The organism is Micromonospora sp. LA-10, assembly GCF_051853095.1.
GTDB lineage: Bacteria > Actinomycetota > Actinomycetes > Mycobacteriales > Micromonosporaceae > Micromonospora > Micromonospora echinospora_A.
Window position 1 is genome coordinate 3331397 of the sequence record NZ_CP195710.1, and the last position, 20552, is coordinate 3351948.

Here is a 20552-nt window from a genome sequence, read left to right on the forward strand (position 1 = left end):
CACCCACGACGCCGCCGCCGAGCACCTGCTCGGCGGCGGCGTTCGCGCATCCGCTGCCGCCGACGGCCCGGTCGCGTAACGTCCGGACCATGCCGAAGTCGCTCTTCTGGGCACGGACCGACACCGCCGGCTCCGAGCACGTCGTGCTCGACGGCGGGCAGGGGCTGACCGCGCAGGGCGTGGCACTCGCCGTGGACCCGATCCCGTACACCTGCCGTTACCGCCTGACGCTCGCGCCCGACTGGTCGACCAGCGGGCTGGAGGTCGAGGCCGAGGGCGCCGGCTGGTCGCGGAGCGTACGTCTGGAGCGGGGTCAGGACGGCTGGCGCGTGCGTACCGGCGAGGAGGGTGACCTGGACGCGGCGCTGAGCGCGGCCGGGCATCCACCGGCGGGGTTGCCGGGCATCGACGACCCGGGCCGGCTGGACGAGGCGCTCGACATCGACCTGGGCGGGTCTCCGCTGACGAACACGATGCCGATCCGCCGGATCGGGCTGGGGCGGCTGCCCGCCGACATGGCGACGGCGGTGACGGTGGCCTGGGTGCTGCTGCCCGGCCTGGCCGTGGTTCCCGCCGAGCAGGTCTACACCTCGCTCGGCCCGGGGCGGGTCCGGTACGCCAGCGGCACGTTCACCGCGGACCTGGAGGTCGACCCGGAGGGCTTCGTGGTGCGCTACCCGGGGCTGGCCGAGCGGGTCGACCCGCGCTGACCAACCGGTTCAGGCCGCCGGCCAAGTGCCGTCGGTGAGGAACCGGTCGACGGTGGCCAGGTGCGGGGCGAGGTCGAGGCCCTGCGCGGCCACCCACTCGTCGGAGTAGTAGGTGTCGCTGTACCGGTCGCCCGGGTCGCAGATGAGCGTGACCACCGAGCCGGTACGTCCGTCCGCCAGCATCTGGGCGATCAGCCCGAACGCGCCCCACAGGTTGGTGCCGGTGGAGCCGCCCACCCGGCGGCCGAGCACCGCCGAGCCGGCCCGCATCGCGGCGAGCGACGCGGCGTCCGGCACCTGCACCATCCGGTCCACCACGCCGGGCAGGAAGGACGCCTCGACGGTGGGCCGCCCGATGCCCTCGATGCGGGAGCCGCGGTCGGTGCACACCGACCAGTCGCCGGCCTGCCAGGCGGGGTAGAACGCGGAGTTCTCCGGGTCCACCACGCAGAGCTTGGTGGGCAGCCGGCGGTAGCGGGCGTAGCGGCCGATGGTGGCGCTGGTGCCGCCGGTGCCGGCGCCGACCACGATCCAGGCGGGCACCGGGTGCCGTTCCAGCGCAAGCTGGGCGTAGATCGACTCGGCGATGTTGTTGTTGCCCCGCCAGTCGGTGGCCCGCTCGGCGTACGTGAACTGGTCCATGAACCGGCCGCCGGTGTCCTCGGCGAGCCAGCGCGCCTCCACCACCACCTTCGCCGGGTCCTGGACGAGGTGGCAGCGTCCGCCCTGGAACTCGATCTGGGCGATCTTCTCCGGCGAGGTGGAGGCGGGCATGACAGCGATGAACGGCAGCCCGAGCATCCGCGCGAAGTACGCCTCGGAGACCGCCGTCGAGCCGGATGACGCCTCGACGATCGTGGTGTCCGGGCCGATCCAGCCGTTGCAGAGCCCGTAGAGGAACAGCGAGCGGGCGAGCCGGTGCTTGAGCGAGCCGGTGGGGTGCACCGACTCGTCCTTGAGGTAGAGGTCGATCCCCCACTCGCGGGGCAGCGGGAAGGGCAGCAGGTGGGTGTCGGCGGAGCGGTTGGCGTCCGCCTCGACAGCGGCGATCGCCTCGGTCACCCAGCGCCGGCTGGCCTCGTCGCACCGGTCGAGATGAGTCACGTCGGCAACGTTACAAGCGAGGTGGGCTCGGGTTTCCCCGGACCCGGCGGGCCTGCCGCAGCTGACCGGCCCGGCCGGTGGCCCGGATCACCGGCGTGAGGGCCAGGGCCAGCCGGGGGAAGGCGTCGAGCAGCCGTACCTGCGCGCCGCGCCAGCGCGGCAGGCTGACCACCGGCCGGGGCCGGCGGGCCAGCCGCACGGCCCGCGCGGCCACCCGCTCCGGCGTCAGCAGCGAACCGGTGAAGGACGCCAGCGCACCCGGGTCGTCCAGCTTGTCGTGCAGCATCGGCGTCCAGATCCCGTCCGGGCACAGGCACGACACGTGTACGCCCCGGACGCCGGCCATCCGCAGGTCGGCCTGGGTGCCGAGGCTGAACGCGAGCAGGGCGTGCTTGCTGGCCGCGTACACCGTCTCGCCGGGCGCGGCGATCAGCCCGGCCAGCGAGACGACGTTGAGCACGTGGCCGCGGCCCTGTTCGCGCATCACCGCGACGGCGGCGAGCGTGCCGTTCATCGCGCCGAGCGCGTTCACCTCGACCACCGAGCGGCGGCGGGCCGCGTCGTGCTCCCAGGACGGGCCGGTGACCAGGATGCCGGCATTGTTCACCCACAGCCCGAGGCCGCCGGGCGCGGCCGCCGCCTCGGCGGCGACGTCCGCGCAGGCGGATTCGTCGCGTACGTCGAGCGGGCGCGACCAGCCACCGAGCGGCGCGGCGGCGGCCTGCACGGCCTCGGCATCGACGTCGGTGAGCAGCACGTTCCACCCGTCGGCGTGCAGCGCGGCGGCGATCGCCCGGCCCAGCCCACCGGCCGCGCCGGTGACCACTACGGCGCCGCGTCCCGAGCTCGTCATCGGCGCACGGTAACCGCAACCCCCGCCCCGGGGCCAGAGGCGTCAGGTGGTGGGCAGTTCCAGCGGCTGCGGGCGGTTCTCCCACTTGGTCGACAGCGCGATGCTGGTACGGGTGGACGCCACGCCCGCCGTCCGGTTCAGCCGGACGATCAGCTGTTCCAGCTCGGCGATCGTGCCGACCCGCGCCTTGAGCAGGAAGGACTCGACACCGGCCATGAAATAGCAGGACTCGATCTCGGGGATGCGGCGGAACGACTCCAGCACGTCGTCGGTGTCCGCGTCGGAGTCCTCGACGATGCCGATCAGCGCGGTGACGCCGAGCCCGATCGACTCCGGCTCGACCTCGGCCCGGTACGCCCGGATCACGCCGCTGGACTCCAGCTTGCCGACCCGCTCGTGCACGGCCGGGGCGGAGAGGCCGACCTGACGGGCCAGCTCGGCGTACGACAGGCGGGCGTTGCCCCGCAGCAACTCCACGAGGCTCAGGTCGATCGTGTCCACGGAGAGTGACCCTATCCGCTCGACGGGGACCTGACACGGCGGGCACCGGATGCCCCGTGAGGTACTGTCGCCTATCACAAACGTGCGGTCACGGGGGTTCTCCGCCGGTACCATTTCCTAACTTCCCAGTGTGTGCGTTTTTCGCGTTTGGCGGACACGTCCGGTAGCCGGTGCTGTAATTGCCATACGTCCCTCATGACGGCTCTGGGCTCGCACCGGCCGGGGGCAGTGTGTTCAGCCGGGGGCTTCGTCGACGCGAGGAGGGGGCTGTGGACACTGGAGATCGCCTGCTGACACCGGGTGAGGTCGCTGCGCTGTTTCGGGTTGACCCGAAAACTGTGACCAGATGGGCAGCGGCCGGCCGGATCGGCAGTATCCGGACTCCAGGAGGGCACCGCCGGTTTCGGGAATCCGAGGTGCGGGCCCTGCTCGAGGGGGAGGGCATGCTGGACGAGGCGGAGGACATGGGCAAGGCCCGCAACATGGGCCCGACCGCTTCCACCGGCCCCGGCCCGGCGAACGCCGGCATGTACTGAACGGGCGGGGCGCGGTCCGATTGAGGCCGCGCCCCGCTCGTCGTACGCCGGGTCCGGTCAGGCCGGGTCGGTGGCCCGGCGGCCGGCGGCCAGCTCGCCGGCCCACCGCCGGAACAGCGTGTGCGGGACGCCCAGCGCGTCCAGCACCTTGCCGGCCACGAAGTCCACGAGTTGCCCGGCGGAGGCCGCCGCCCCGGCGCCGTAGAAGCCCGGGCTGGCCGGCAGCACCACGGCTCCGGCGTCGTGCAGCGCGATAAGGTGCTCCAGGTGGCTGCGGGTCACCGGCGTCTCCCGGGGCACCACCACGACCGGGCGGCGCTCCTTGAGGTTCACCTCGGCGGCACGTTGGAGCAGGTCCTTGGAGAGCCCAATGGCGATGCCCGCGCACGCGGCGGTGCTGGCCGGCACCACCGCCATGCCGCGTACCCGGTAGGAACCGCTGCTCGGGCCGGCGGCCAGGTCACCGGCGGGCCAGTGCCGGATGTCCGCGCCGGTGAGGTCCCGGTCGAGCCAGGCGGCCAGGTCCTCGGCCCAGTGCCCGTCCCGGAAGGGCCGGCCGGTCTCGTCGAGCACTGTCAGCCGGGCCGCCCGGGACACGATCAGGTCCACCGCCTCGCCGGCGTCGAGCAGTGCCCGGACGACCGCAGCCGCGTACGGCGTGCCCGAGGCCCCGGAGACACCCACCACCCATGGTTCGCGCATGCCCTCAAGCGTGCCTGGTCGCCGCGGACGACGGGCCACGACCCCCGTTCGGGCGGCCTGCCCGGGATGTCCAGTGGGTTCACGGAGCTTCCCGGGACGTGAAATTCTTCGATCGGCAAATCCACTTCCGTGGGAAGGGCCGGTGATGACGGCGGCGGTGCTGCGGGCGCTGCGTTCCGACTGCCCCATCGCGCCCCGCATCTCCCCGTACGCGGACGACGTGCAGGGCTGGCTGGTGGAGCTGGTCGACCGGCTCGGCCTGCCATCCGACCCGGTCACCCGGCGGCGGCTGGCGCGGGCCGGGTTCGCCCGGTACGCCGGACGCCTCTACCCGGACGCCACCGAGGCGGACCTTCGGGTGCTGACCGCGATGTTCACCTGGTTCTTCCTGGTCGACGACGCCTGCGACGGGCGGGACGGGCTGACGCCGGGACAGATCCGCGCGTTGCGCGACGGAGCGCTCGCGTTGCTGCGCGAAGGGCCGCGAGCCCGCCATCCGGGCTTCACCGGCCCGCTGCGGCGGCTGCTGGTGCAGGCGTGGCGCGAGCCCCGCCGCCGGATGCCGGCCCGCTGGCGGCTGCGCTTCGCCGAAGCGGTCGCCGACCACCTCGACGGCGTGCACCGGGAGGCCACCGCCACCGGGTCCGGCCGTCCACCGGGCGTCGCCGAGTACGTGCGGCTGCGCCGGGCCACCTCGGCGGCGTACGTGTCGTACCCGCTCATCGAGTTCGCGTCCGGGCGTCCGCTGCCCGACGCGGTCTACCACCACCCGGCGCTGCGGCGGCTCGCCGACCTCGCCAACGACCTGCTCTCCTGGTTCAACGACATCGCCTCGCTGGAGCGCGACCACGCCACCGGCGGCGGGCACAACCTGGTGCTGGCGGTGGCCGCCGAGCGGGGCGTGCCGACGGCCGAGGCGGTCGACCTGGTGGCCGGGCACTGGCGGGCCGAGATGGACCGCTTCGCGGCGCTCCGGGCGGCGACGCCGTCGTTCGGCCCGGCGCTCGACGACGCGGTCGCCATCCACCTCGACGGGCTGGCCGCCGCCGTGCGCGGCACAGTGGACTGGACGTTGGAGAGCGCCCGCTACCCGGTCACCCCGGCGTCCTGACCGGTTTCGCGGCTACGGCCGCAGGCCGAGCCGGATCACCAGGTCGAGCAGCGCGAGGACGAACAACGCGATGCCGACGAAGCCGTTGGCGGTGAAGAACGCCCGGTTGACCTTGCTCAGGTCGGTCGGACTCACCACCAGGTGCTGGTAGGCGAAGGCGACAGCGGTCAGCGCCAGCCCGATCCACCACAGCCAGCCGAAGCCGACCCAGGCGCCGAACCAGATGAACAGCGCGAACGTCACCACGTGCGCGACAGTCGAGGCGTGCAGCGCGAAGCGCCGGCCGTACCGGGCGGGGACGCTGTGCACGCCGATCTCCCGGTCGATCTCCGAGTCCTGGCAGGCGTAGATCAGGTCGAAGCCGCCGATCCAGAGCCCGACCGCGGCGCCGAGCAGCCACGCCGGGCCGGAGCCGTCGAGCGTGCCGGTCACCGCCAGCCAGGCGCCGACCGGGCCGACCGCCTGCGCCACCGCGAGGATGGCGTGCGGCCAGTTGGTGAACCGCTTGCCGTACGGGTAGACGATCAGCGGCACCACGGCGAGCGGCGCGAGCACCAGGCAGAGCGGGTTGAGCAGGGCGGCGGCGGCCAGGAACACCACGAGCGCGACGGCCGCGCCGGTCCAGGCCGTGCGCACGCTCACCGCGCCGGTGACCAGTTCCCGGTTCGCGGTACGCGGGTTCCGCGCGTCGATCCGCCGGTCGAGGATGCGGTTCGCGGCCATCGCGAACGTCCGCGCGCCGACCATCGCCACCGTGATCAGCAGCAGGTCGAGCCAATCCACCCGGCCGCCGTTGAGCTGCATGGCGGTGAGCGCCGACAGGTACGCGAACGGCAGCGCGAAGACCGAGTGCTCGATGGCGACGAGCTTGAGGAAGGACGCGACCCGGCCGGGCCGCTCCTGTACCGCCGCCGTCATCAGATCCCGTATTCCTTCCACCGCTTGTCCACCAGCGAGACCACCTCGGGCGACATCCGCATCTCCTCCGGCCAGCCCCGGGTGTAGCCCTCCTCGGGCAGCTTGCGGGTCGCGTCGATGCCGGCCTTGCCACCCCAGAACTGCTGGTACGAGGCGTGGTCGAGGTGGTCCACCGGCCCCTCGGTGAGCAGCAGGTCGCGGGCGTAGTCGACGTTGCCGAAGGCGCGGAACGCGACCTCGTTGTAGTCGTGCACGTCGCAGTCCTCGTCCACGATCACGATCAGCTTGGTCAGCGACATCATGTGCGCGCCCCAGATCGCGTTCATGACCTTCTGCGCGTGCTTCGGGTAGCGCTTGCGGATCGACACGATCGCGCAGTTGTGGAAGACACCGGCGGCGGGCAGGTCGTAGTCGACGATGTCCGGGATCAGGAAGCGCAGCAGCGGCGCGAAGATCCGCTCGGTTGCCTTGCCGAGGCCGTGGTCCTCCTGCGGCGGCTGGGACGTGACGATCGAGTGGTAGACCGGGTCGCGCTGCATGGTCATGCACTCGATGTGCATCACCGGGAACGGCTCGACCGGCGTGTAGAAGCCGGTGTGATCGCCGAACGGGCCCTCGGGCAGCCGCTCGCCCGGCTCGATGTAGCCCTCCAGCACGATCTGCGCGTGCGCCGGCACCTGGAGCGGGACGGTCAGGCAGTCGACCATCTCGACGCGCTCACCGGCGAGGAACCCGGCGAACAGGTACTCGTCGATGTCGGCCGGAAGCGGCGCGCTGGCCGAGTACGCCACCACCGGGTCCGCGCCGATGGCGATCGCCACCGGCAGCCGCTCGCCGAGGCGCTCCGCGACCGCGTGGTGCGCTGTGGAGTTCTTGTGGATCTGCCAGTGCATGCCGATCGTGTTGCGGCTGTGCTGCTGGAGCCGGTAGAGCCCGAGGTTGCGCTTGCCGGTCTCCGGGTGCTTGGTGTGGGTCAGCCCGAAGTTGTGGAAGATCCCGCCGTCACCGGGCCACACCTGCAACCCGGGCAGCCGGTTCAGGTCGACGTCGTCGCCCCGGTAGACGACCTGCTGGCAGGGGGCGGTCTTGACCTTCTTCGGCGGCATCGACTTGAGCTGCATGACCTTGCCGAGGCCACCCATCATCCCGGAGAAGCCCTGCGGCAGCTCCGGCTTGAGCATGTCGCCGATCCGAGCGCCGATCTCGTCGAGGCTGTCCACCCCGAGCGCCATCGCCATCCGCTTCTCGGTGCCGAACAGGTTGATCGCCACCGGCATCTCGCCCCGGGTGGGGCGCTCGAACAGCAGCGCCGGCCCGCCGGCCCGGACGGTGCGAGTGACGATCTCGCTGATCTCCAGCGTGGGGTCGACCGGCGCGCTCACCCGCCGCAGCTCGCCCGCGCGCTCCAGCGCCGCCAGAAAATCCTTGAGATCGGTGTACGGGAACCCACGCGCCGCCATACCGCCATCCTCCCGCACGTTCCTGGGAGCGTAAGGACGGGCCCCCTCTTAACGCCTCCGGTAGAGGAGGGGCCCCTTCTTAACACCCGCAGCTCAGGCCGCTGGCGTCCAGGCGTACGCGGCCAGCGGCGCGTCGAGCGGCGCCTCGGTGAGCCGGTTCGCGAACGTGGAGATGGTGTACGTGCCGACGCCGAGCACCACGTCCAGCGCGTGCCGGCGCTGCCATCCGGCGGCGAGCAGCGCGTCCAGGTCGGCGTCGGGGACCGCGCCCCGGTGGTCGAGGACGGCGACTGTGAACCGGCGCAGCGCCTCCAGCCGGGGGTCGGGCAGCGTCCCGCCGGTCCGCAGCGCCTCGATCAGCTCGGGCGCGGCGGCGTGCCGGACGAGCGTCGCGGTGTGCATGGCCACGCAGAGGTGGCAGCCGTTGCGGGTGGCGACGGTCAGCACGACTACCTCCCGGGCGACCGGGTCGAGGTCGGTGGCCTCGAAGGCGGCGTTGGCGGCGAGGAAGCCCTTGAGCAGTTCGGGCGAGCCGGCCATCAGGCCGACGGCAGCGGGCAGGTGACCCAGCGAGCGGCGTACGCCGGCCATGACCGGGCGGGCGGCGGCGGGCGCGGTGTCCGGCTCGTACGCGGTGAAGCGGGACATGACTGGTCCCCTCTCGTAAGATGGTCAACGTGGTTGACGAAATAGTAAACGTGGTTGTCGAAAATGGCAACGCCTGACCGCCCCGGCTTCGCGCTGCCGCTGCTCCTGCTCGCCGGCTTCCGTACGCTCGTCGACGACCTGCACGCCGAGCTGGCCCGCCAGGGGCACCCCGACCTGCGCCCGGCCCACGGCTTCGTCCTCCAGGCCGTCGGCCCGGCCGGCACCACCGCCTCCGACCTCGGCCAGCGCCTCGGCGTCTCCAAGCAGGCCGCCGGCAAGACGGTGGACCGGCTGGTCGCGCTCGGCTACCTGGAACGCGTGGACGACCCCGCCGACGCCCGGCGCAAGCTGGTCCGGATGACAGCGAAGGGCCGCGACGGGCTGCACCGCTCGGCCGTGGTCTTCGACGAGCTACGCGACCGCTGGGCGGGCACGCTCGGCGCGGACCGGGTCGACGCCATCGAGGACGACCTGCGCCGGATGGTCCCCGCCGACGTGTTCCGCCTCGACGTCCCCGGCTGGTTCGGTGGGTGACGCGCCCGCTCAGCGCCCGTAGAGGACGGCCGGGTCGACAAGCACCACGTCCGGCCGGCCGTCGGCGGCGTCGACGAGATCGTCGTCGAAGCCGTCGCCGCTCGCCAGCAGCAGCCGCGCTCCGGCCGCGTCGAAGCCGGGTCGCCGCAGCAGCACGGCGCGGATCCGCTCCAGCCGCTGGAGGTCGGCCCGGCCCAGCCTGCGCCCCCACTTCACCTCACCGATCGCCAACAACGGGCGGGGGCCGTCGCCCGAGGGCGGCTCTCCCATGGCGACCAGGTCGAGTTCGTGACGCGTACGGGTGTCCGGATCGGTCAGCGTCGCGGCGCTCACCTCGGCGACGTGCCCACCCAGCAACTCCGGTTCGGCGAAGCGCAGCGACCACTGCCGCACGATCTCCTCGAACCGGGGCCCGAGAACCGCGCTGGCGTAGCGACGCTGCGAGCGACGCCAGACGTCGGGCCCGCGCCGCTGCTCCAGAGCAGTCCACGCCGGACGCATCACGGCCTGGTAGAAGGTGATCAACGGCTCGGTGATCCGGTAGCTGCTGCGGCCGCTGCGCAGCGGGTCGGGCTCGCGCAGCAGCAGCCCGGCGTCCTCCAGCACGGTCAGCGGGTGCTGGAGGTCGGTGGCCTTCCGCCCGATGTAGCCGGCGATTCCGCCCCGGCTGGCGTTCCCCTCCGCGACGGCGGCGAGAACCGAGTGGTACAGCGCCGTGTCCCGCAGGTCCGGGTCCTCGGCCAGCAGGTATCGGGCCTCGCGGAACAGCGGCCGGGCCGGGTTCAGGACGGTACGCACGATCCACGCGTCGAAGTCGTCCGGCCCGGCCGGAGTGTCGTCCTGCACGTACTCCCGGCGGTAGGCCGGAGTGCCGCCGACGACGGAGAAGACGCGTACCGCGAGCAGCGGGTCGTCGATCTGCCAGAAGGCCGCCGCGGCGCGGAAGTCCAGTGGTTGCACAGGCAGTTCCAGCCCGGCGCGCCCGCGCAGCGGCGCCGACCCCGCGAGCAGCCCTCCCATGAAGGACAGCGCCGAGCCGCACAACAACAACCGCGCCCGGGACCCGGTCCGCTCCGGACGCCCTGGCGTCAACGCATGCTGGATGATCGACGGCAGGTCACGGGCCGCGCGCACCAGGTACGGGAACTCGTCGAGGACGACGGTGACGGGGCGTTCCCGTCCCAGCGCGAGCAACGCGTCGACCGCCGCGCCCCAGTCCGGCAGGTGGACCGGGCCGGGCGCACCGGAGTACGCGCCGAGCGCCTCACCCAGCCGGCGCAGCGATTCCGTCGATGTCGCCTCGGTCGCGCCGAAGTAGAAGCCGCCGCTCACCTGCGCCAGTTGGTACAGCAGCAGGGTCTTGCCCTGCCGCCGGCGGCCGCTGACCACGCCGAGGGTCGCGCCGGGCCGGTCGTCGGCCACGAACCGGGCCAGCTCGGCCCACTCGACGTCCCGGTCGAAGATCTCTGCGGGCTTTCCGAGCAGCGGCATACAGGCTCACACTTCTTATAACTACAGTTCTAAGAAGTGTAGTCCTACATCTTGCGTCACTGACAGATTCGCCAGCGGCGGTTCATCATCGGCGGATGGACGACGCATACGTGGCAGGTGACCCGGACGGCCTCAGCCCGCTCCAGGCAGAGATCCGCGACGCGGTGGCCCGCGAGTTGCACGCGCAGTTCGCGCTCCGGGCCGACCGCCTCGAACTGGCCGATCTGCCGGAGGTGGCCTACCAGGTCACGCGCCGGGTGGACGAGGTGCTGAGCACGCGCCCCGTCACTACACCCCGGCGTACGAGTGCAGACCGGTGAAGAAGAAGTTCACACCGAACAGGTTCATCATCACGGTCAGGAAGCCCACGATGGAGATCCAGGTCGCCACGTTGCGCTTCACGCTCGGCGTGGCCCGGGCGTGCAGGTAGCCCGCGTACACCACCCAGGAGATGAACGCCCAGGTCTCCTTCGGGTCCCAGCCCCAGGCGCGACCCCACGCCGCCTCGGCCCAGATCGCGCCCGCGATCACCGCGAACGTGAAGATCGGGAACGAGAAGGCGTGCAGCGTGAAGGTCAACCGCTCCAGCCCGGCCGCCTCCGGAAGGCGGCGGGCCAGGGTGTACGGGAAACTCCGCCGACCCTGCTCCCAGCCGGCCCGCATCAGGTACGCGGCGGCGGGCACCACGCCCAGCAGGAAGATGCCCGAGGCGAAGATGATCGTCGAGACGTGGATGATGAACCACCACGACTGCAGCGCCGGCATCAGCGGCTCGATCGGCACGTAGAGCTTCAGCTCGGCGAACGCCAGCAGCAGCACCATGACCAGCGTCAGGAACAGCCCGAGCCGGCGCAGCCACGGCTGCTTCCAGAGCACCACGAGCCAGGCTGCCATCCCGACCCAGGTGCCGGTCAGCACGAACTCGTACATGTTGCCCCAGGGCATCCGGTCGGCGGCGACGCCCCGCGTGATCACCGCGCCCAGGTGCACGGCGGCGGCGACCACGGTGAGCCAGCCGGCGATCCGGCCGGCCAGCACGGCTCGGGCGGCGGAGCGGTCCGGGCGCGGCGGCTCGGCCGGAGCGGCCGGGTCGTCGACGCTGCCGCCGGCGCCGCCGACGCCCGCGCCGACCAGCTCCCGCGCGGGTGCGGCCGCGGGGACCTTCCGCGCGTTGCCCAGCGCGAACTCCACGGCGTGGCTGATCATCGCGACCAGGTACACCAGGATCGCGTACGCGACCAGCTGGTCGGAGAGTGCGGACATCACTCGTCTCCTTCTCGCGCCCGCCGCGCGTCCGGCGCGTCGCCGCTCACCGCGGCGACAAGCTGCGCGAACTCGTCGGCGAACCCTGGATGTTCGGTGCGCGGCAGCCCACCGGCCTCCACCAAACTACTACCGCCCGTCGGAGATCCACCCTCCGGGGGCGAAACCCGGAACCACACCCGGCGACGCCGGGCGAACAGCGAGCCCATCAGGCCCAGCAGCAGCGTGCCGCTGGCCACCAGCAGCAGCGTCTGACCGGGCGCGTGCCGGACCGCGAGCGTGACGTACGGCTTGGTGCCGACGAACTCCAGCGTGCTGCCGTCGTCCAGGGTCCACTTCTCCCCCGGCCGCAGCAGCTTGGTGCCGATCTCCTTGAGCTTGCCGTCGTCGATCTGCCGCCGGTCCAGCGCGTAGACCGAGCCGGGGATGCCGGCGTCCATCCCGAGGTTCCCCCGGTACGCGGTCAGGTTCACCATCGGGTTGCGCTCGGCCGGGTACTGCGACGAGACGAACGGCGCGCTCTCCGGACCCGTGGGCAGGTAGAGCCCGTCGAAGGCGATCTGCTGGTCCGGGGCCCGCGCGCCGGTCTTCGGGTCGACGTTGGCGTCCGGGAAGAACGCCACGCCCTCCTCGGTCGCGTTGGAGTCACCGGTACGCAGGAACGGCGCCTCGCTGGTCTGGCTGCGGCCGTACTTGTCGGTGTACTTCAGCAGCGGCGCGTAGCCGTTGCCGAGCAGGTAGACGTTCGCCGAGCCGAGCCGCAGCGGCGAGTTCACCGAGAAACCGGCGGTCCGCGCCTCGCCGCCCGGCTCGTCCACAGTGACTGTGGCCCAGTAGCGGGACGCCAGCCCGGACGGCAGGTAGTCGGCCTCGAACTTCTCCAGCGTCAGGCAGAACGGCGGCAGGTCGGAGCTGTCCACACGCGGGCCGAGCGACGCCTCGGCGTACTGCTGGCGGGTGTTGCAGAACGCGTTGTCCTCGCCGGCGACCAGGATGCGGTTGCCGTGCCATCCGTACCAGGAACCGAGCGCGACCCCGAGCAGGACGGCGACCAGCGACACGTGGAAGAGCAGGTTGCCGGTCTCCTTGAGGTAGCCCTTCTCGGCGGAGACCTCGTTGCCACGCACGGTGACCCGCCACCGGCGGCGGCGCAGCACCGCCGCGATCGCCTCGGCATCGGCGGCGACGGCGGCCAGCACCGCGTGCTGGGGCAGCCGGTCGAACCGCTTCGGCGCGGCCGGCGGCTTCATCCGCAGCGCGCGGACGTGGTCCCGGGCGCGGGGCAGGATGCAGCCGATCAGCGAGGTGAACAGCAGCAGGTAGATCGCGGAGAACCAGACCGACCCGAAGACCTCGAACGCGCCGATCTGATCCAGCCGGGGCGCCAGGTCGGGGTGGTCGACGAACCACTGGTTGACGCGTTCCGGGTTGACGCCGCGCTGCGGCAGCACCGAGCCGGGGATCGCCGCGACGGCGAGCAGGAACAGCAGGATCAGCGCGGTACGCATGCTGGTGAGCTGCCGCCACGAGTTGCGCAGCAGGGCCAGCACCGGGTTGACCCGACGCCGGGGCGCCTGCGCCGGAGGGGTCGACGGCCGGTCGTCGACGGTCGTCATCAGATGCTCACCTCGCCCACGCCCACGTTCGTCTGCAACCAGATCACCACATTCACCCAGCCGCCGGTGATCAGCGCCAGGCCGATCGCGATCAGCAGGGCGCCGCCGATGCGGGTGACCCAGCGGCTGTTGCGCCGGACCGCGCGGAACACCCCGAGCAGGCGCTGGAAGCCCAGCCCGAAGACGACGAACGGCATCCCCAGCCCGAGGCAGTACGCCACGGCGAGCACCACGGCCCGGTCGGTTCCGCCCTCGGTGGCCGCCATGCCGAGCACCGCGCCGAGCGTCGGGCCGGTGCAGGGCAGCCAGCTGAGCGCGAAGACCGCGCCGAGCACCGGCGCGCCGAGCAGCCCGGCGGAGGGCAGCCAGCGGATGCGGAACTCCCGCTGCATGCCGGGGATCACCCCGAGGTAGCCGAGCCCGAGCACCACCACGAGCGCGCCGATGACGATTTCCAGCGTGCGCTCGTACCGGAAGAAGAGCTTGCCGACGCCGGAGAAGAGGATCGCGGTGGCGACGAACACGACGGTGAAGCCCGCGATGAACAGCAGCGTGCCGGCGAGCACGCGGCCCTTGACGGCGGCGGTGGTCCGTTGCGGCGCCGCCCGCTCGGCGACGCCCACGCCGCCCCCGCCTGCGCCGCTTGCGCTGCCGGTGTTAAGAAGGGGCCCTTCCTCTACCGGAGGCGTTAACAGGGGGCCCTTCCTTGCACCGCCCTCGAGGTCGGCGCCGGCCAGGCCGGTCACGTACGACAGGTAGCCGGGCATCAGCGGGAGCACGCACGGGGACAGGAAGCTGACCAGTCCGGCCAGTGCGGCCGCGCCGACCGCGAACAGCAGCGGGCCGGACTCGGCGAGCTGGCGGAACGTCTCGCCCATCAGCGGGAGCCGTTCGGCGGCGGCGACTCGGCGGCCACCTTCTCGACGATCGGCCGCAGCTCGTCCTGGGTGACGGCCCGGCGGATCACCACGGCGATCCGGCCTTCGCGGTCGAGCACGACGGTGGCCGGGGTGGTGTTCGGCGGGATGTCGAAGTTGAGCGCCTGCCGGCTGGCCGGATCGAAGAGGCTCGGATACGTGACCCGGCCCTCCTCGAACGCGAGCGCCTTGTCCTTGCTGTCCTGCACGTTGATGCCGAGGAACGTCACGCCGGTGCCCTTGGTGGCCTGGTAGGTGGCCTCCAGGTCGTCGGCCTCGGCGCGGCAGGGCGCGCACCAGGAGCCCCAGAAGTTGACCACGACGACCTGGCCGCGGTCGCGGGAGATGTCGTAGCCGCCGCCGGTGAGCAGCTCACCGCTGACCTTCGGCGTCTTCGAGCGCTGGCCCGGTTCGCAGGTGACGACGGACCCGTCGGCCGCGCACCGGCTCTCCTGACTGTCGGAGGTGCAGCCGACCAGCGCCGTACCGGCGGTGACGGCGGCGAGCAGGGCGGCGGCGAGCCTCCGGGTGAGCATCAGGCCCCCTTGGCCGTCCGGGCGGTCGGCGAGACCGAGACGAGGTGGGCGGCCGGCTCGGAGTACCCGATGCCGACGATCTTGGCGCCGTCGAAGTGGAACGAGGTGAGGCTGGCCAGGCCGCACTGGCGGCGGCGCGGGTCGTGCCAGAGCCGCTTGCGCTCGACGTGCCGGCGCAGCGTCCAGATCGGGAGCTGGTGCGACACCAGCACCGCCTCGCGGCCCTCGGCGGCGACGCGGGCGGCGTGCAGCGCGGCGAACATGCGCTCGGCGATGGCCCGGTACGCCTCGCCCCAGGACGGGGTCATCGGGTCGCGCAGCACCCACCAGTTGCGCGGGTCGCGGAACGAGCCGTCACCGGGCGAGACCTTCTTGCCCTCGAACCAGTTCGCGCTCTCGATCAGCCGTTCGTCGACGCCGACGGAGAGGCCGAACTGGGCCGCGATCGGCTCGGCGGTCTGCTGCGCGCGTTCCAGCGGGCTGGCCACCACGTGCACCACGGTCCGGTCGGCGAGCGCCTGCGCCGCCGCCTTGGCCATCTGCACGCCCAGCTCGGAGAGGCGGAACCCGGGCAGTCGGCCGTAGAGGATGCCGTCCGGGTTGTGCACCTCGCCGTGCCGCAGCACGTGCACCACGGTCTCCGCCATAGTTACCCCCCGCTTCCCGCCGCTGCCGCCGCCCGCGCCGCCACCGGCAGGGCGGCGGCGATCTGCTCCCACGCCGCGTCGTCGATGGCGGTCGAGACGAACCACGACTCGAACGCGCTCGGCGGCAGGTAGACGCCACCGGCGAGCATCGCGTGGAAGAACGCCTTGAACGCCGGCACCACCTGGGTGCGGGCGCTGTCGTAGTCGCGCACGTCCGCGTCGGTGAAGAAGACCGAGAACATGTTGCCGGCGGTGGAGAGGCGGTGCGGCACGCCGGCTGCGGACAGCGCCTCGGTGGTGAGCTTGCCCAGCGCGGCGGAGGTCTCGTCGAGCCGCCGGTAGAGCGTGTCGTCGGCCAGCCGCAGCGTGGCCAGGCCGGCCGCGCAGGCCAGCGGGTTACCGGAGAGCGTGCCGGCCTGGTAGACCGGGCCGGCCGGGGCGAGCTTCGCCATGATCTCCGCGCGCCCGCCGAACGCCGCGGCGGGCAGGCCGCCACCCATGACCTTCCCGTACGTCCACAGGTCCGCGTCCGACGGGTCGAGGCCGTGCCACCCGGCGCGGGAGACCCGGAACCCGGTCATCACCTCGTCGACGATGAGCAGCGCGCCGTGCGCGTGCGCGATCCGGGCCAGTTCGGCGTTGAAGCCGTCCCGGGGCGCGATCACGCCCATGTTGCCGGCGGCGGCCTCGGTGATGATCGCGGCGATGTGCGGGCCCTGGGCGGCGAACGCCTCCTCGACCGCGCGCAGGTCGTTGTACGGCAGCACGATCGTGTCGCTCGCCGCCGCGCCGGTCACGCCGGGCGAGTCGGGCAGGCCGAACGTGGCCACGCCGGAGCCGGCGGCGGCGAGCAGCGCGTCAGAGTGGCCGTGGTAGCAGCCCGCGAACTTGATGATCTTGGCGCGGCCGGTGAAGCCGCGGGCCAGCCGGATCGCCGACATGGTCGCCTCGGTGCCGGAGTTGACCAGGCGCACCTGCTCCACCGGCGTCCGCGCGACGATCTCGTCGGCCAGATCCACCTCGCCCGGCGTGGGCGTGCCGAAGCTCGTGCCCAGCGCGGCGGCCTCACGCAGCGCCTCCACCACTGCCGGGTGCGCGTGGCCGAGGATGAGCGGCCCCCAGGAGCAGACCAGGTCGACGTACCGACGACCGTCGGCGTCGAAGAGCCAGGGACCCTCCCCCCGGACCATGAAGCGCGGGGTGCCGCCGACGGCACGGAACGCGCGCACGGGGGAGTTCACCCCGCCGGGCACGACGGCCTTGGCGCGGTCGAACAGGGCCTCGGAGGCCGGGGCGTCGGCCGGGTAGCGGCCGGATCCGGCGGAAAGCGTCTCGGTCACGATGGGCCCATTGTGTCAGCGTCGGAGTGCTGCCTGGCACGCACCCCGCGACGGGGGTTACCAGGCTCACCCCGGTGAGCGGCGGCAGGCCGCCCGCGATCCGCTCGACAGGCCCGCTGGTCGAGATCGCGATAGGCTGACCGGGTGGATCGTGCCGAACTGTCCATCACCGTACACCGGACCGGTGACGAAGCAGTGCTTCGTCTGGCCGGTGAGATCGACATGCTCACGGCCGCCCAGCTCTCGACGGTGGTCAACGAGGTGCTGACGGATCCGCCGCCGCGCATCGTGCTCGACCTGGCCGGGGTCACGTTCTGCGACTCGCAGGGCCTCGGCACGCTCGTGGTGCTCAGCCGCAAGGCCAGTCACGCGCGCAGCCTGCTGATGCTCAGCAACGTCGGCGACTTCCTGATCCGCGTCCTCGACATCACCGGCCTACGAAGCGCCCTGATGATCCGCAACGAAGCCACCCCGTAGCCCCGCCTTCCCCCGCGATCTTGCAGTTGCGGCCCCGGCGAAAAGGGCGAATCACCCTTGACCGGGGCCGCAAGTGCAAGATCAGCGAGGGGTCAGAGGACGGGGAGGTCCCGGCGGCGGAAGGTGAGCAGGCCCGCGGTGGCCAGAAGCGCGGCCAGGGCGGTCAGCACGTAGAGCGGGGTGGGGGTCCAGGCGTCGCGGAGCACCTGCGGGGTGTGGGTGAACGGGGACAGGTCGAGCAGCCACTGGTCCAGCTCCAGCACGGCGCCGAGCTGCCCGAGCAGCACGCAGACCGCCAGCACGGCCCAGGTGGCAGGCGCGAGCCGGGGCAGCAGGCCGTAGAGCAGCACGGCTAGCCCGGCCAGCACCCACGCCGCCGGCACCTGGGCCAGGCCCGCTGCGAGCATCCGGCCCAGTTGCCGAGGCACGTCCCCGGTGCTCAGGCCGTACGTCAGGCCGGTGGCCAGCCCGGTCACCGCGAGCACCACCACCGGGCCGAGCAGCGCGAACGCCACGTGCGAGAGCAGCCACGTCGAGCGGCGGGTGCCGGTGGCGAGCACCGGCTCGGCGTGCCCGGCGGACTCCTCGGCGCGCATCCGCAGCGCGGCCTGGATGCCGTACCCGGCGGCGGCCAGCCCGGCCAGGCTCAGCGTCACGCCCAGGTACGCGTCGGCCATGCCGGACGCCCCGCCGAGCCGGGCCACGATCTCCTCCATCCGCGGACTGCCCTCGACGGACCGGCCGGCCGCCTCGGCCGCGCCCCCGAGGATCAGGCCGAGCAGGCCGAACCCGACCGACCACCAGAGGATCTGCGTCCGGTGCAGCCGCCACGCCAGGCCGAACGGGCCGGACAGGCCACCACCGGCGGTGGCCGGGCCGAGCCGGGGCGGCAGCACGCCCGCGCCCAGGTCGCGGCGGACCGAGACCGGGTACGCGAGCGCCGCGAGCAGGATCGTGGCGGCCAGCGGCAGGAGCAGCACCCACCACCGCTCCCCCTCGTACGGGCGGACCCGGGCGGCCCAGCCCAGCGGGGACAGCCAGCTCGGCCAGTCGTTGCTCGCGGTGTCCCCGGCCAGGCGCAGCCCGAACGCGGCGCCGAGACCGGCGAGGCCGACGCCCCGCGCCCCGCCGGCGGTCTCGGTGAGCTGGGCCGCCAGCCCGCCGAGCGTGGCGAACACGACGCCGGTCAGCACGGTGACGAGGCCGTACGCGACCGAGCCGCCGACTGGCAGCCCGGTCGCGACCAGCCCGGCGGCGGTGAGCAGGCCGAGCAGCAGATCCGCCGCGTACGTGACGAGCAGCGCGGCGGTCAGCCCGGCGTGCCGGCCGAGCACGTTGCCGCCGAGCAGTTCCCGCCGGCCGGCCTCCTCCTCGGTGCGGGTGTGCCGGATGACGGTGAGCAGGCTGGCCAGCGCGACGATCAGCAGCAGGAAGCCGCTGCGCTGGGCGGTCAGCCCGCCGATGCTGTCGCCGTACGCGGGGCCGAGCAGCGCGACGATGGACGGGTTGCGGGCGGTGCCCTCCAGGTACCCGGCCCGCTCGGCGGCGGTCGGGAACAGCCCGGCGAAGCTGGCCGCGTACGTCATCGGCAGCACCGCGAGCACGAGCACCCACAGCGGCAGCAGGAGACGGTCGCGGCGCAGGATCAGCCGGGCCAGGTGACGGGTGCCGGTGAGCGTGCTCATGACCGGTCCGCCGTCTCGGGGCGCGCCGTCTCGGAGGGCGCCGCCGTCTCGTAGTGCCGCAGGAACAGCTCCTCCAGCGTGGGCGGCGTGCTGACCAGGCTGCGTACGCCGAGTTCGGTGAGCCGGCGCAGCGCGGCGTCGAGCGCGGCGGTGTCGACGTCGAAGCGCACCCGCCGCCCGTCCACCCGCAGGTCGTGTACGCCGGGCAGGTCGGCCAGGCCGTCGAGCGGCGCGGCGACCTCGGCGTCGATGGCGGTGCGGTGCAGGTGGCGCAGGTCGCCGAGCGTGCCGGACTCGACGGCCCGCCCGGCCCGGATGATCGTCACCCGGTCGCAGAGCGCCTCCACCTCGGCCAGGATGTGGCTGGACAGCAGCACTGTGCGTCCGTCGTGGACGGCCCGGCGGACCCAGTGCTGGAAGACCTCCTCCATGAGCGGGTCGAGCCCGGAGGTCGGCTCGTCGAGGATGAGCAGTTCGACGTCGGAGGCGAGCGCGGCGACCAGGCCGACCTTCTGCCGGTTGCCCTTGGAGTAGGTGCGGCCCTTCTTGCGCGGGTCCAGCTCGAACGACTCCAGCAGTTCGGCGCGGCGTTTCGGGTCGAGCCCGCCGCGCATCCGGCCGAGCAGGTCGATCACTTCGCCGCCGCTGAGGTTGGGCCAGAGCGTGACGTCGCCGGGCACGTACGCGAGGCGGCGGTGCAGTGCCACCGCGTCCCGCCAGGGGTCGCCGCCCAGCAGGCGGGCGGCCCCCGCGTCCGCCCGCAGCAGGCCGAGCAGCACCCGGATGGTGGTCGACTTGCCGGAGCCGTTCGGTCCGAGGAAGCCGTGCACCTCCCCGGTGCGGACGGTCAGGTCGAGCCCGTCGAGGGCCCGGGTGCGGCCGAAGGTCTTCACCAGGCCGGACACATCGATTGCCGTTTCCATACTTCAGAAGTTACGCTCGTTTCACAAACTTGTGAAGACTGTAGGGTCACGGGGTGAGTGTCGAGGAGCCGACCATGAACGAGCCGTCCCGTCACGACGAGGAGGAGGTCCACCTCTTCGTGGAGCGGATGGCGATGGCCTTCGCCGACGTGGGCTTCCCCCGGATGGCCGCCCGGGTCCTGTTCACGGTGATGAGCGCCGACGGCCCGCTCACCGCCGGCGAGATCGCCGAACGGCTCGGCGTCAGCGCGGCGGCGGTCAGCGGCGCGGTCCGCTACCTGACCCAGTTCGCCATGCTGGTCCGCGAGCCGGTCAAGGGCTCCCGGCGCGACCGCTACCGGATGCCGGACAACCCCTGGTACGAGGCGACGATCACCAAGACCACGCTCTACAAGAACTTCATCGACATCGCCGCCGGCGGGGTCGACGCGCTGCACGGCCGCAGCACCCCCGCCGGTGAACGGGTCGCCGAGATGCGCGACTTCTTCCTCTTCGTACAGGAGGAACTGGAATCGCTCGGCGACCGGTGGCGGGCCCGGCGGGCCGCGACCGGGCACGGCGGCCCGGTCGGCGGCTGAGC

Annotated in this window: 23 protein-coding genes; 7 read left to right on the forward strand and 16 right to left on the reverse strand. The window is 72.7% G+C overall.

Going from position 1 to position 20552, the window contains the following annotated elements; all coding sequences use genetic code 11:
- Positions 1–89: 89 nt before the first annotated feature.
- Positions 90–710, forward strand: a complete 621-nt coding sequence (locus tag ACSDG8_RS15700; RefSeq protein ID WP_210892702.1) for a putative glycolipid-binding domain-containing protein — start codon at positions 90–92, stop codon at positions 708–710.
- Between the two features lie 9 nt (positions 711–719).
- Here ACSDG8_RS15700 and ACSDG8_RS15705 read toward each other — a convergent pair whose 3' ends face one another.
- Genes ACSDG8_RS15705 through ACSDG8_RS15715 form a run of 3 tightly spaced genes read right to left on the reverse strand, consistent with a single transcriptional unit; the run spans position 720 to position 3168 of the window.
- Positions 720–1814, reverse strand: coding sequence for a PLP-dependent cysteine synthase family protein (locus tag ACSDG8_RS15705; RefSeq protein WP_210892700.1), 1095 nt, complete (start codon positions 1812–1814; stop codon positions 720–722).
- Between the two features lie 10 nt (positions 1815–1824).
- Positions 1825–2667 carry an SDR family NAD(P)-dependent oxidoreductase gene (locus ACSDG8_RS15710; protein ID WP_210892699.1) on the reverse strand — a complete coding sequence of 281 codons (843 nt, stop codon included), beginning with the start codon at positions 2665–2667 and terminating at the stop codon, positions 1825–1827.
- Positions 2668–2709: 42 nt separating this feature from the next.
- On the reverse strand, positions 2710–3168 hold the full coding sequence (locus tag ACSDG8_RS15715; protein ID WP_073826456.1) for an Lrp/AsnC family transcriptional regulator: 459 nt from the start codon (positions 3166–3168) through the stop codon (positions 2710–2712).
- 269 nt (positions 3169–3437) lie between these two features.
- Here ACSDG8_RS15715 and ACSDG8_RS15720 point away from each other — a divergent pair, with 269 nt between their 5' ends.
- Complete coding sequence (locus tag ACSDG8_RS15720) at positions 3438–3704, forward strand: BldC family transcriptional regulator (protein ID WP_013473529.1); 267 nt, start codon at positions 3438–3440, stop codon at positions 3702–3704.
- 57 nt (positions 3705–3761) lie between these two features.
- On the opposite strand, the gene ACSDG8_RS15725 is transcribed toward ACSDG8_RS15720, so the two are convergent.
- Positions 3762–4406: a UbiX family flavin prenyltransferase gene (locus tag ACSDG8_RS15725; RefSeq protein WP_210892697.1), complete on the reverse strand. Its 645-nt coding sequence runs from the start codon at positions 4404–4406 to the stop codon at positions 3762–3764.
- 145 nt (positions 4407–4551) lie between these two features.
- Between ACSDG8_RS15725 and ACSDG8_RS15730 the strand changes: the two genes are divergently transcribed.
- A complete protein-coding gene (locus tag ACSDG8_RS15730; RefSeq protein ID WP_210892695.1) occupies positions 4552–5517 on the forward strand; it encodes a terpene synthase family protein in 966 nt (321 codons plus the stop codon).
- Positions 5518–5529: 12 nt separating this feature from the next.
- On the opposite strand, the gene mqnP is transcribed toward ACSDG8_RS15730, so the two are convergent.
- From mqnP to ACSDG8_RS15745, 3 genes are all read right to left on the reverse strand, one after another.
- Positions 5530–6435: a menaquinone biosynthesis prenyltransferase MqnP gene (gene mqnP / locus ACSDG8_RS15735; protein WP_210892693.1), complete on the reverse strand. Its 906-nt coding sequence runs from the start codon at positions 6433–6435 to the stop codon at positions 5530–5532.
- Positions 6435–7895: a menaquinone biosynthesis decarboxylase gene (locus ACSDG8_RS15740; RefSeq protein WP_210892691.1), complete on the reverse strand. Its 1461-nt coding sequence runs from the start codon at positions 7893–7895 to the stop codon at positions 6435–6437. The genes mqnP and ACSDG8_RS15740 overlap by 1 nt, the downstream gene beginning before the upstream one ends.
- Positions 7896–7988: 93 nt before the next feature.
- On the reverse strand, positions 7989–8543 hold the full coding sequence (locus tag ACSDG8_RS15745; protein WP_210892689.1) for a carboxymuconolactone decarboxylase family protein: 555 nt from the start codon (positions 8541–8543) through the stop codon (positions 7989–7991).
- A 63-nt stretch (positions 8544–8606) separates the two neighbouring features.
- On the opposite strand from ACSDG8_RS15745, the gene ACSDG8_RS15750 reads away from it, so the two are divergent.
- On the forward strand, positions 8607–9077 hold the full coding sequence (locus ACSDG8_RS15750) for a MarR family winged helix-turn-helix transcriptional regulator (RefSeq protein WP_210892687.1): 471 nt from the start codon (positions 8607–8609) through the stop codon (positions 9075–9077).
- A 9-nt stretch (positions 9078–9086) separates the two neighbouring features.
- Here ACSDG8_RS15750 and ACSDG8_RS15755 read toward each other — a convergent pair whose 3' ends face one another.
- The gene (locus ACSDG8_RS15755; protein ID WP_210892685.1) at positions 9087–10568 is read right to left on the reverse strand and encodes an ATP-binding protein; all 1482 of its coding nucleotides are present in this window, start codon (positions 10566–10568) and stop codon (positions 9087–9089) included.
- A gap of 95 nt (positions 10569–10663) precedes the next feature.
- Between ACSDG8_RS15755 and ACSDG8_RS15760 the strand changes: the two genes are divergently transcribed.
- Positions 10664–10888, forward strand: coding sequence for a hypothetical protein (locus tag ACSDG8_RS15760; RefSeq protein WP_210892683.1), 225 nt, complete (start codon positions 10664–10666; stop codon positions 10886–10888).
- Here ACSDG8_RS15760 and ccsB read toward each other — a convergent pair.
- Genes ccsB through hemL form a run of 6 tightly spaced genes read right to left on the reverse strand, consistent with a single transcriptional unit; the run spans position 10857 to position 16887 of the window.
- Complete coding sequence (gene ccsB / locus ACSDG8_RS15765) at positions 10857–11831, reverse strand: c-type cytochrome biogenesis protein CcsB (protein ID WP_210892681.1); 975 nt, start codon at positions 11829–11831, stop codon at positions 10857–10859. The genes ACSDG8_RS15760 and ccsB overlap by 32 nt on opposite strands.
- On the reverse strand, positions 11831–13447 hold the full coding sequence (resB, locus tag ACSDG8_RS15770; protein WP_210892679.1) for a cytochrome c biogenesis protein ResB: 1617 nt from the start codon (positions 13445–13447) through the stop codon (positions 11831–11833). Before resB ends, ccsB begins: the two co-directional genes overlap by 1 nt.
- The gene (locus ACSDG8_RS15775; RefSeq protein WP_210892678.1) at positions 13447–14325 is read right to left on the reverse strand and encodes a cytochrome c biogenesis CcdA family protein; all 879 of its coding nucleotides are present in this window, start codon (positions 14323–14325) and stop codon (positions 13447–13449) included. The genes resB and ACSDG8_RS15775 overlap by 1 nt, the downstream gene beginning before the upstream one ends.
- Positions 14325–14900, reverse strand: a complete 576-nt coding sequence (locus tag ACSDG8_RS15780; RefSeq protein WP_210892676.1) for a TlpA family protein disulfide reductase — start codon at positions 14898–14900, stop codon at positions 14325–14327. The genes ACSDG8_RS15775 and ACSDG8_RS15780 overlap by 1 nt, the downstream gene beginning before the upstream one ends.
- Positions 14900–15547: a histidine phosphatase family protein gene (locus ACSDG8_RS15785; RefSeq protein ID WP_210892674.1), complete on the reverse strand. Its 648-nt coding sequence runs from the start codon at positions 15545–15547 to the stop codon at positions 14900–14902. The genes ACSDG8_RS15780 and ACSDG8_RS15785 overlap by 1 nt, the downstream gene beginning before the upstream one ends.
- Before the next feature lie 2 nt (positions 15548–15549).
- Positions 15550–16887 (reverse strand): glutamate-1-semialdehyde 2,1-aminomutase, encoded by a 1338-nt coding sequence (gene hemL, locus ACSDG8_RS15790; RefSeq protein WP_210892672.1) that lies wholly within the window; start codon positions 16885–16887, stop codon positions 15550–15552.
- Positions 16888–17031: 144 nt separating this feature from the next.
- Here hemL and ACSDG8_RS15795 point away from each other — a divergent pair, with 144 nt between their 5' ends.
- Entirely contained in the window at positions 17032–17364 is a 333-nt protein-coding gene (locus ACSDG8_RS15795; RefSeq protein ID WP_210892669.1) for an STAS domain-containing protein, read from the forward strand.
- A 92-nt stretch (positions 17365–17456) separates the two neighbouring features.
- On the opposite strand, the gene ACSDG8_RS15800 is transcribed toward ACSDG8_RS15795, so the two are convergent.
- Both ACSDG8_RS15800 and ACSDG8_RS15805 read right to left on the reverse strand, forming a co-directional pair.
- Complete coding sequence (locus ACSDG8_RS15800; protein WP_210892667.1) at positions 17457–19049, reverse strand: ABC transporter permease; 1593 nt, start codon at positions 19047–19049, stop codon at positions 17457–17459.
- Positions 19046–19972 (reverse strand): ABC transporter ATP-binding protein, encoded by a 927-nt coding sequence (locus ACSDG8_RS15805; protein WP_210892665.1) that lies wholly within the window; start codon positions 19970–19972, stop codon positions 19046–19048. Before ACSDG8_RS15805 ends, ACSDG8_RS15800 begins: the two co-directional genes overlap by 4 nt.
- Before the next feature lie 53 nt (positions 19973–20025).
- Between ACSDG8_RS15805 and ACSDG8_RS15810 the strand changes: the two genes are divergently transcribed.
- Positions 20026–20550 (forward strand): GbsR/MarR family transcriptional regulator, encoded by a 525-nt coding sequence (locus ACSDG8_RS15810; protein ID WP_307856137.1) that lies wholly within the window; start codon positions 20026–20028, stop codon positions 20548–20550.
- Positions 20551–20552: the final 2 nt, after the last annotated feature.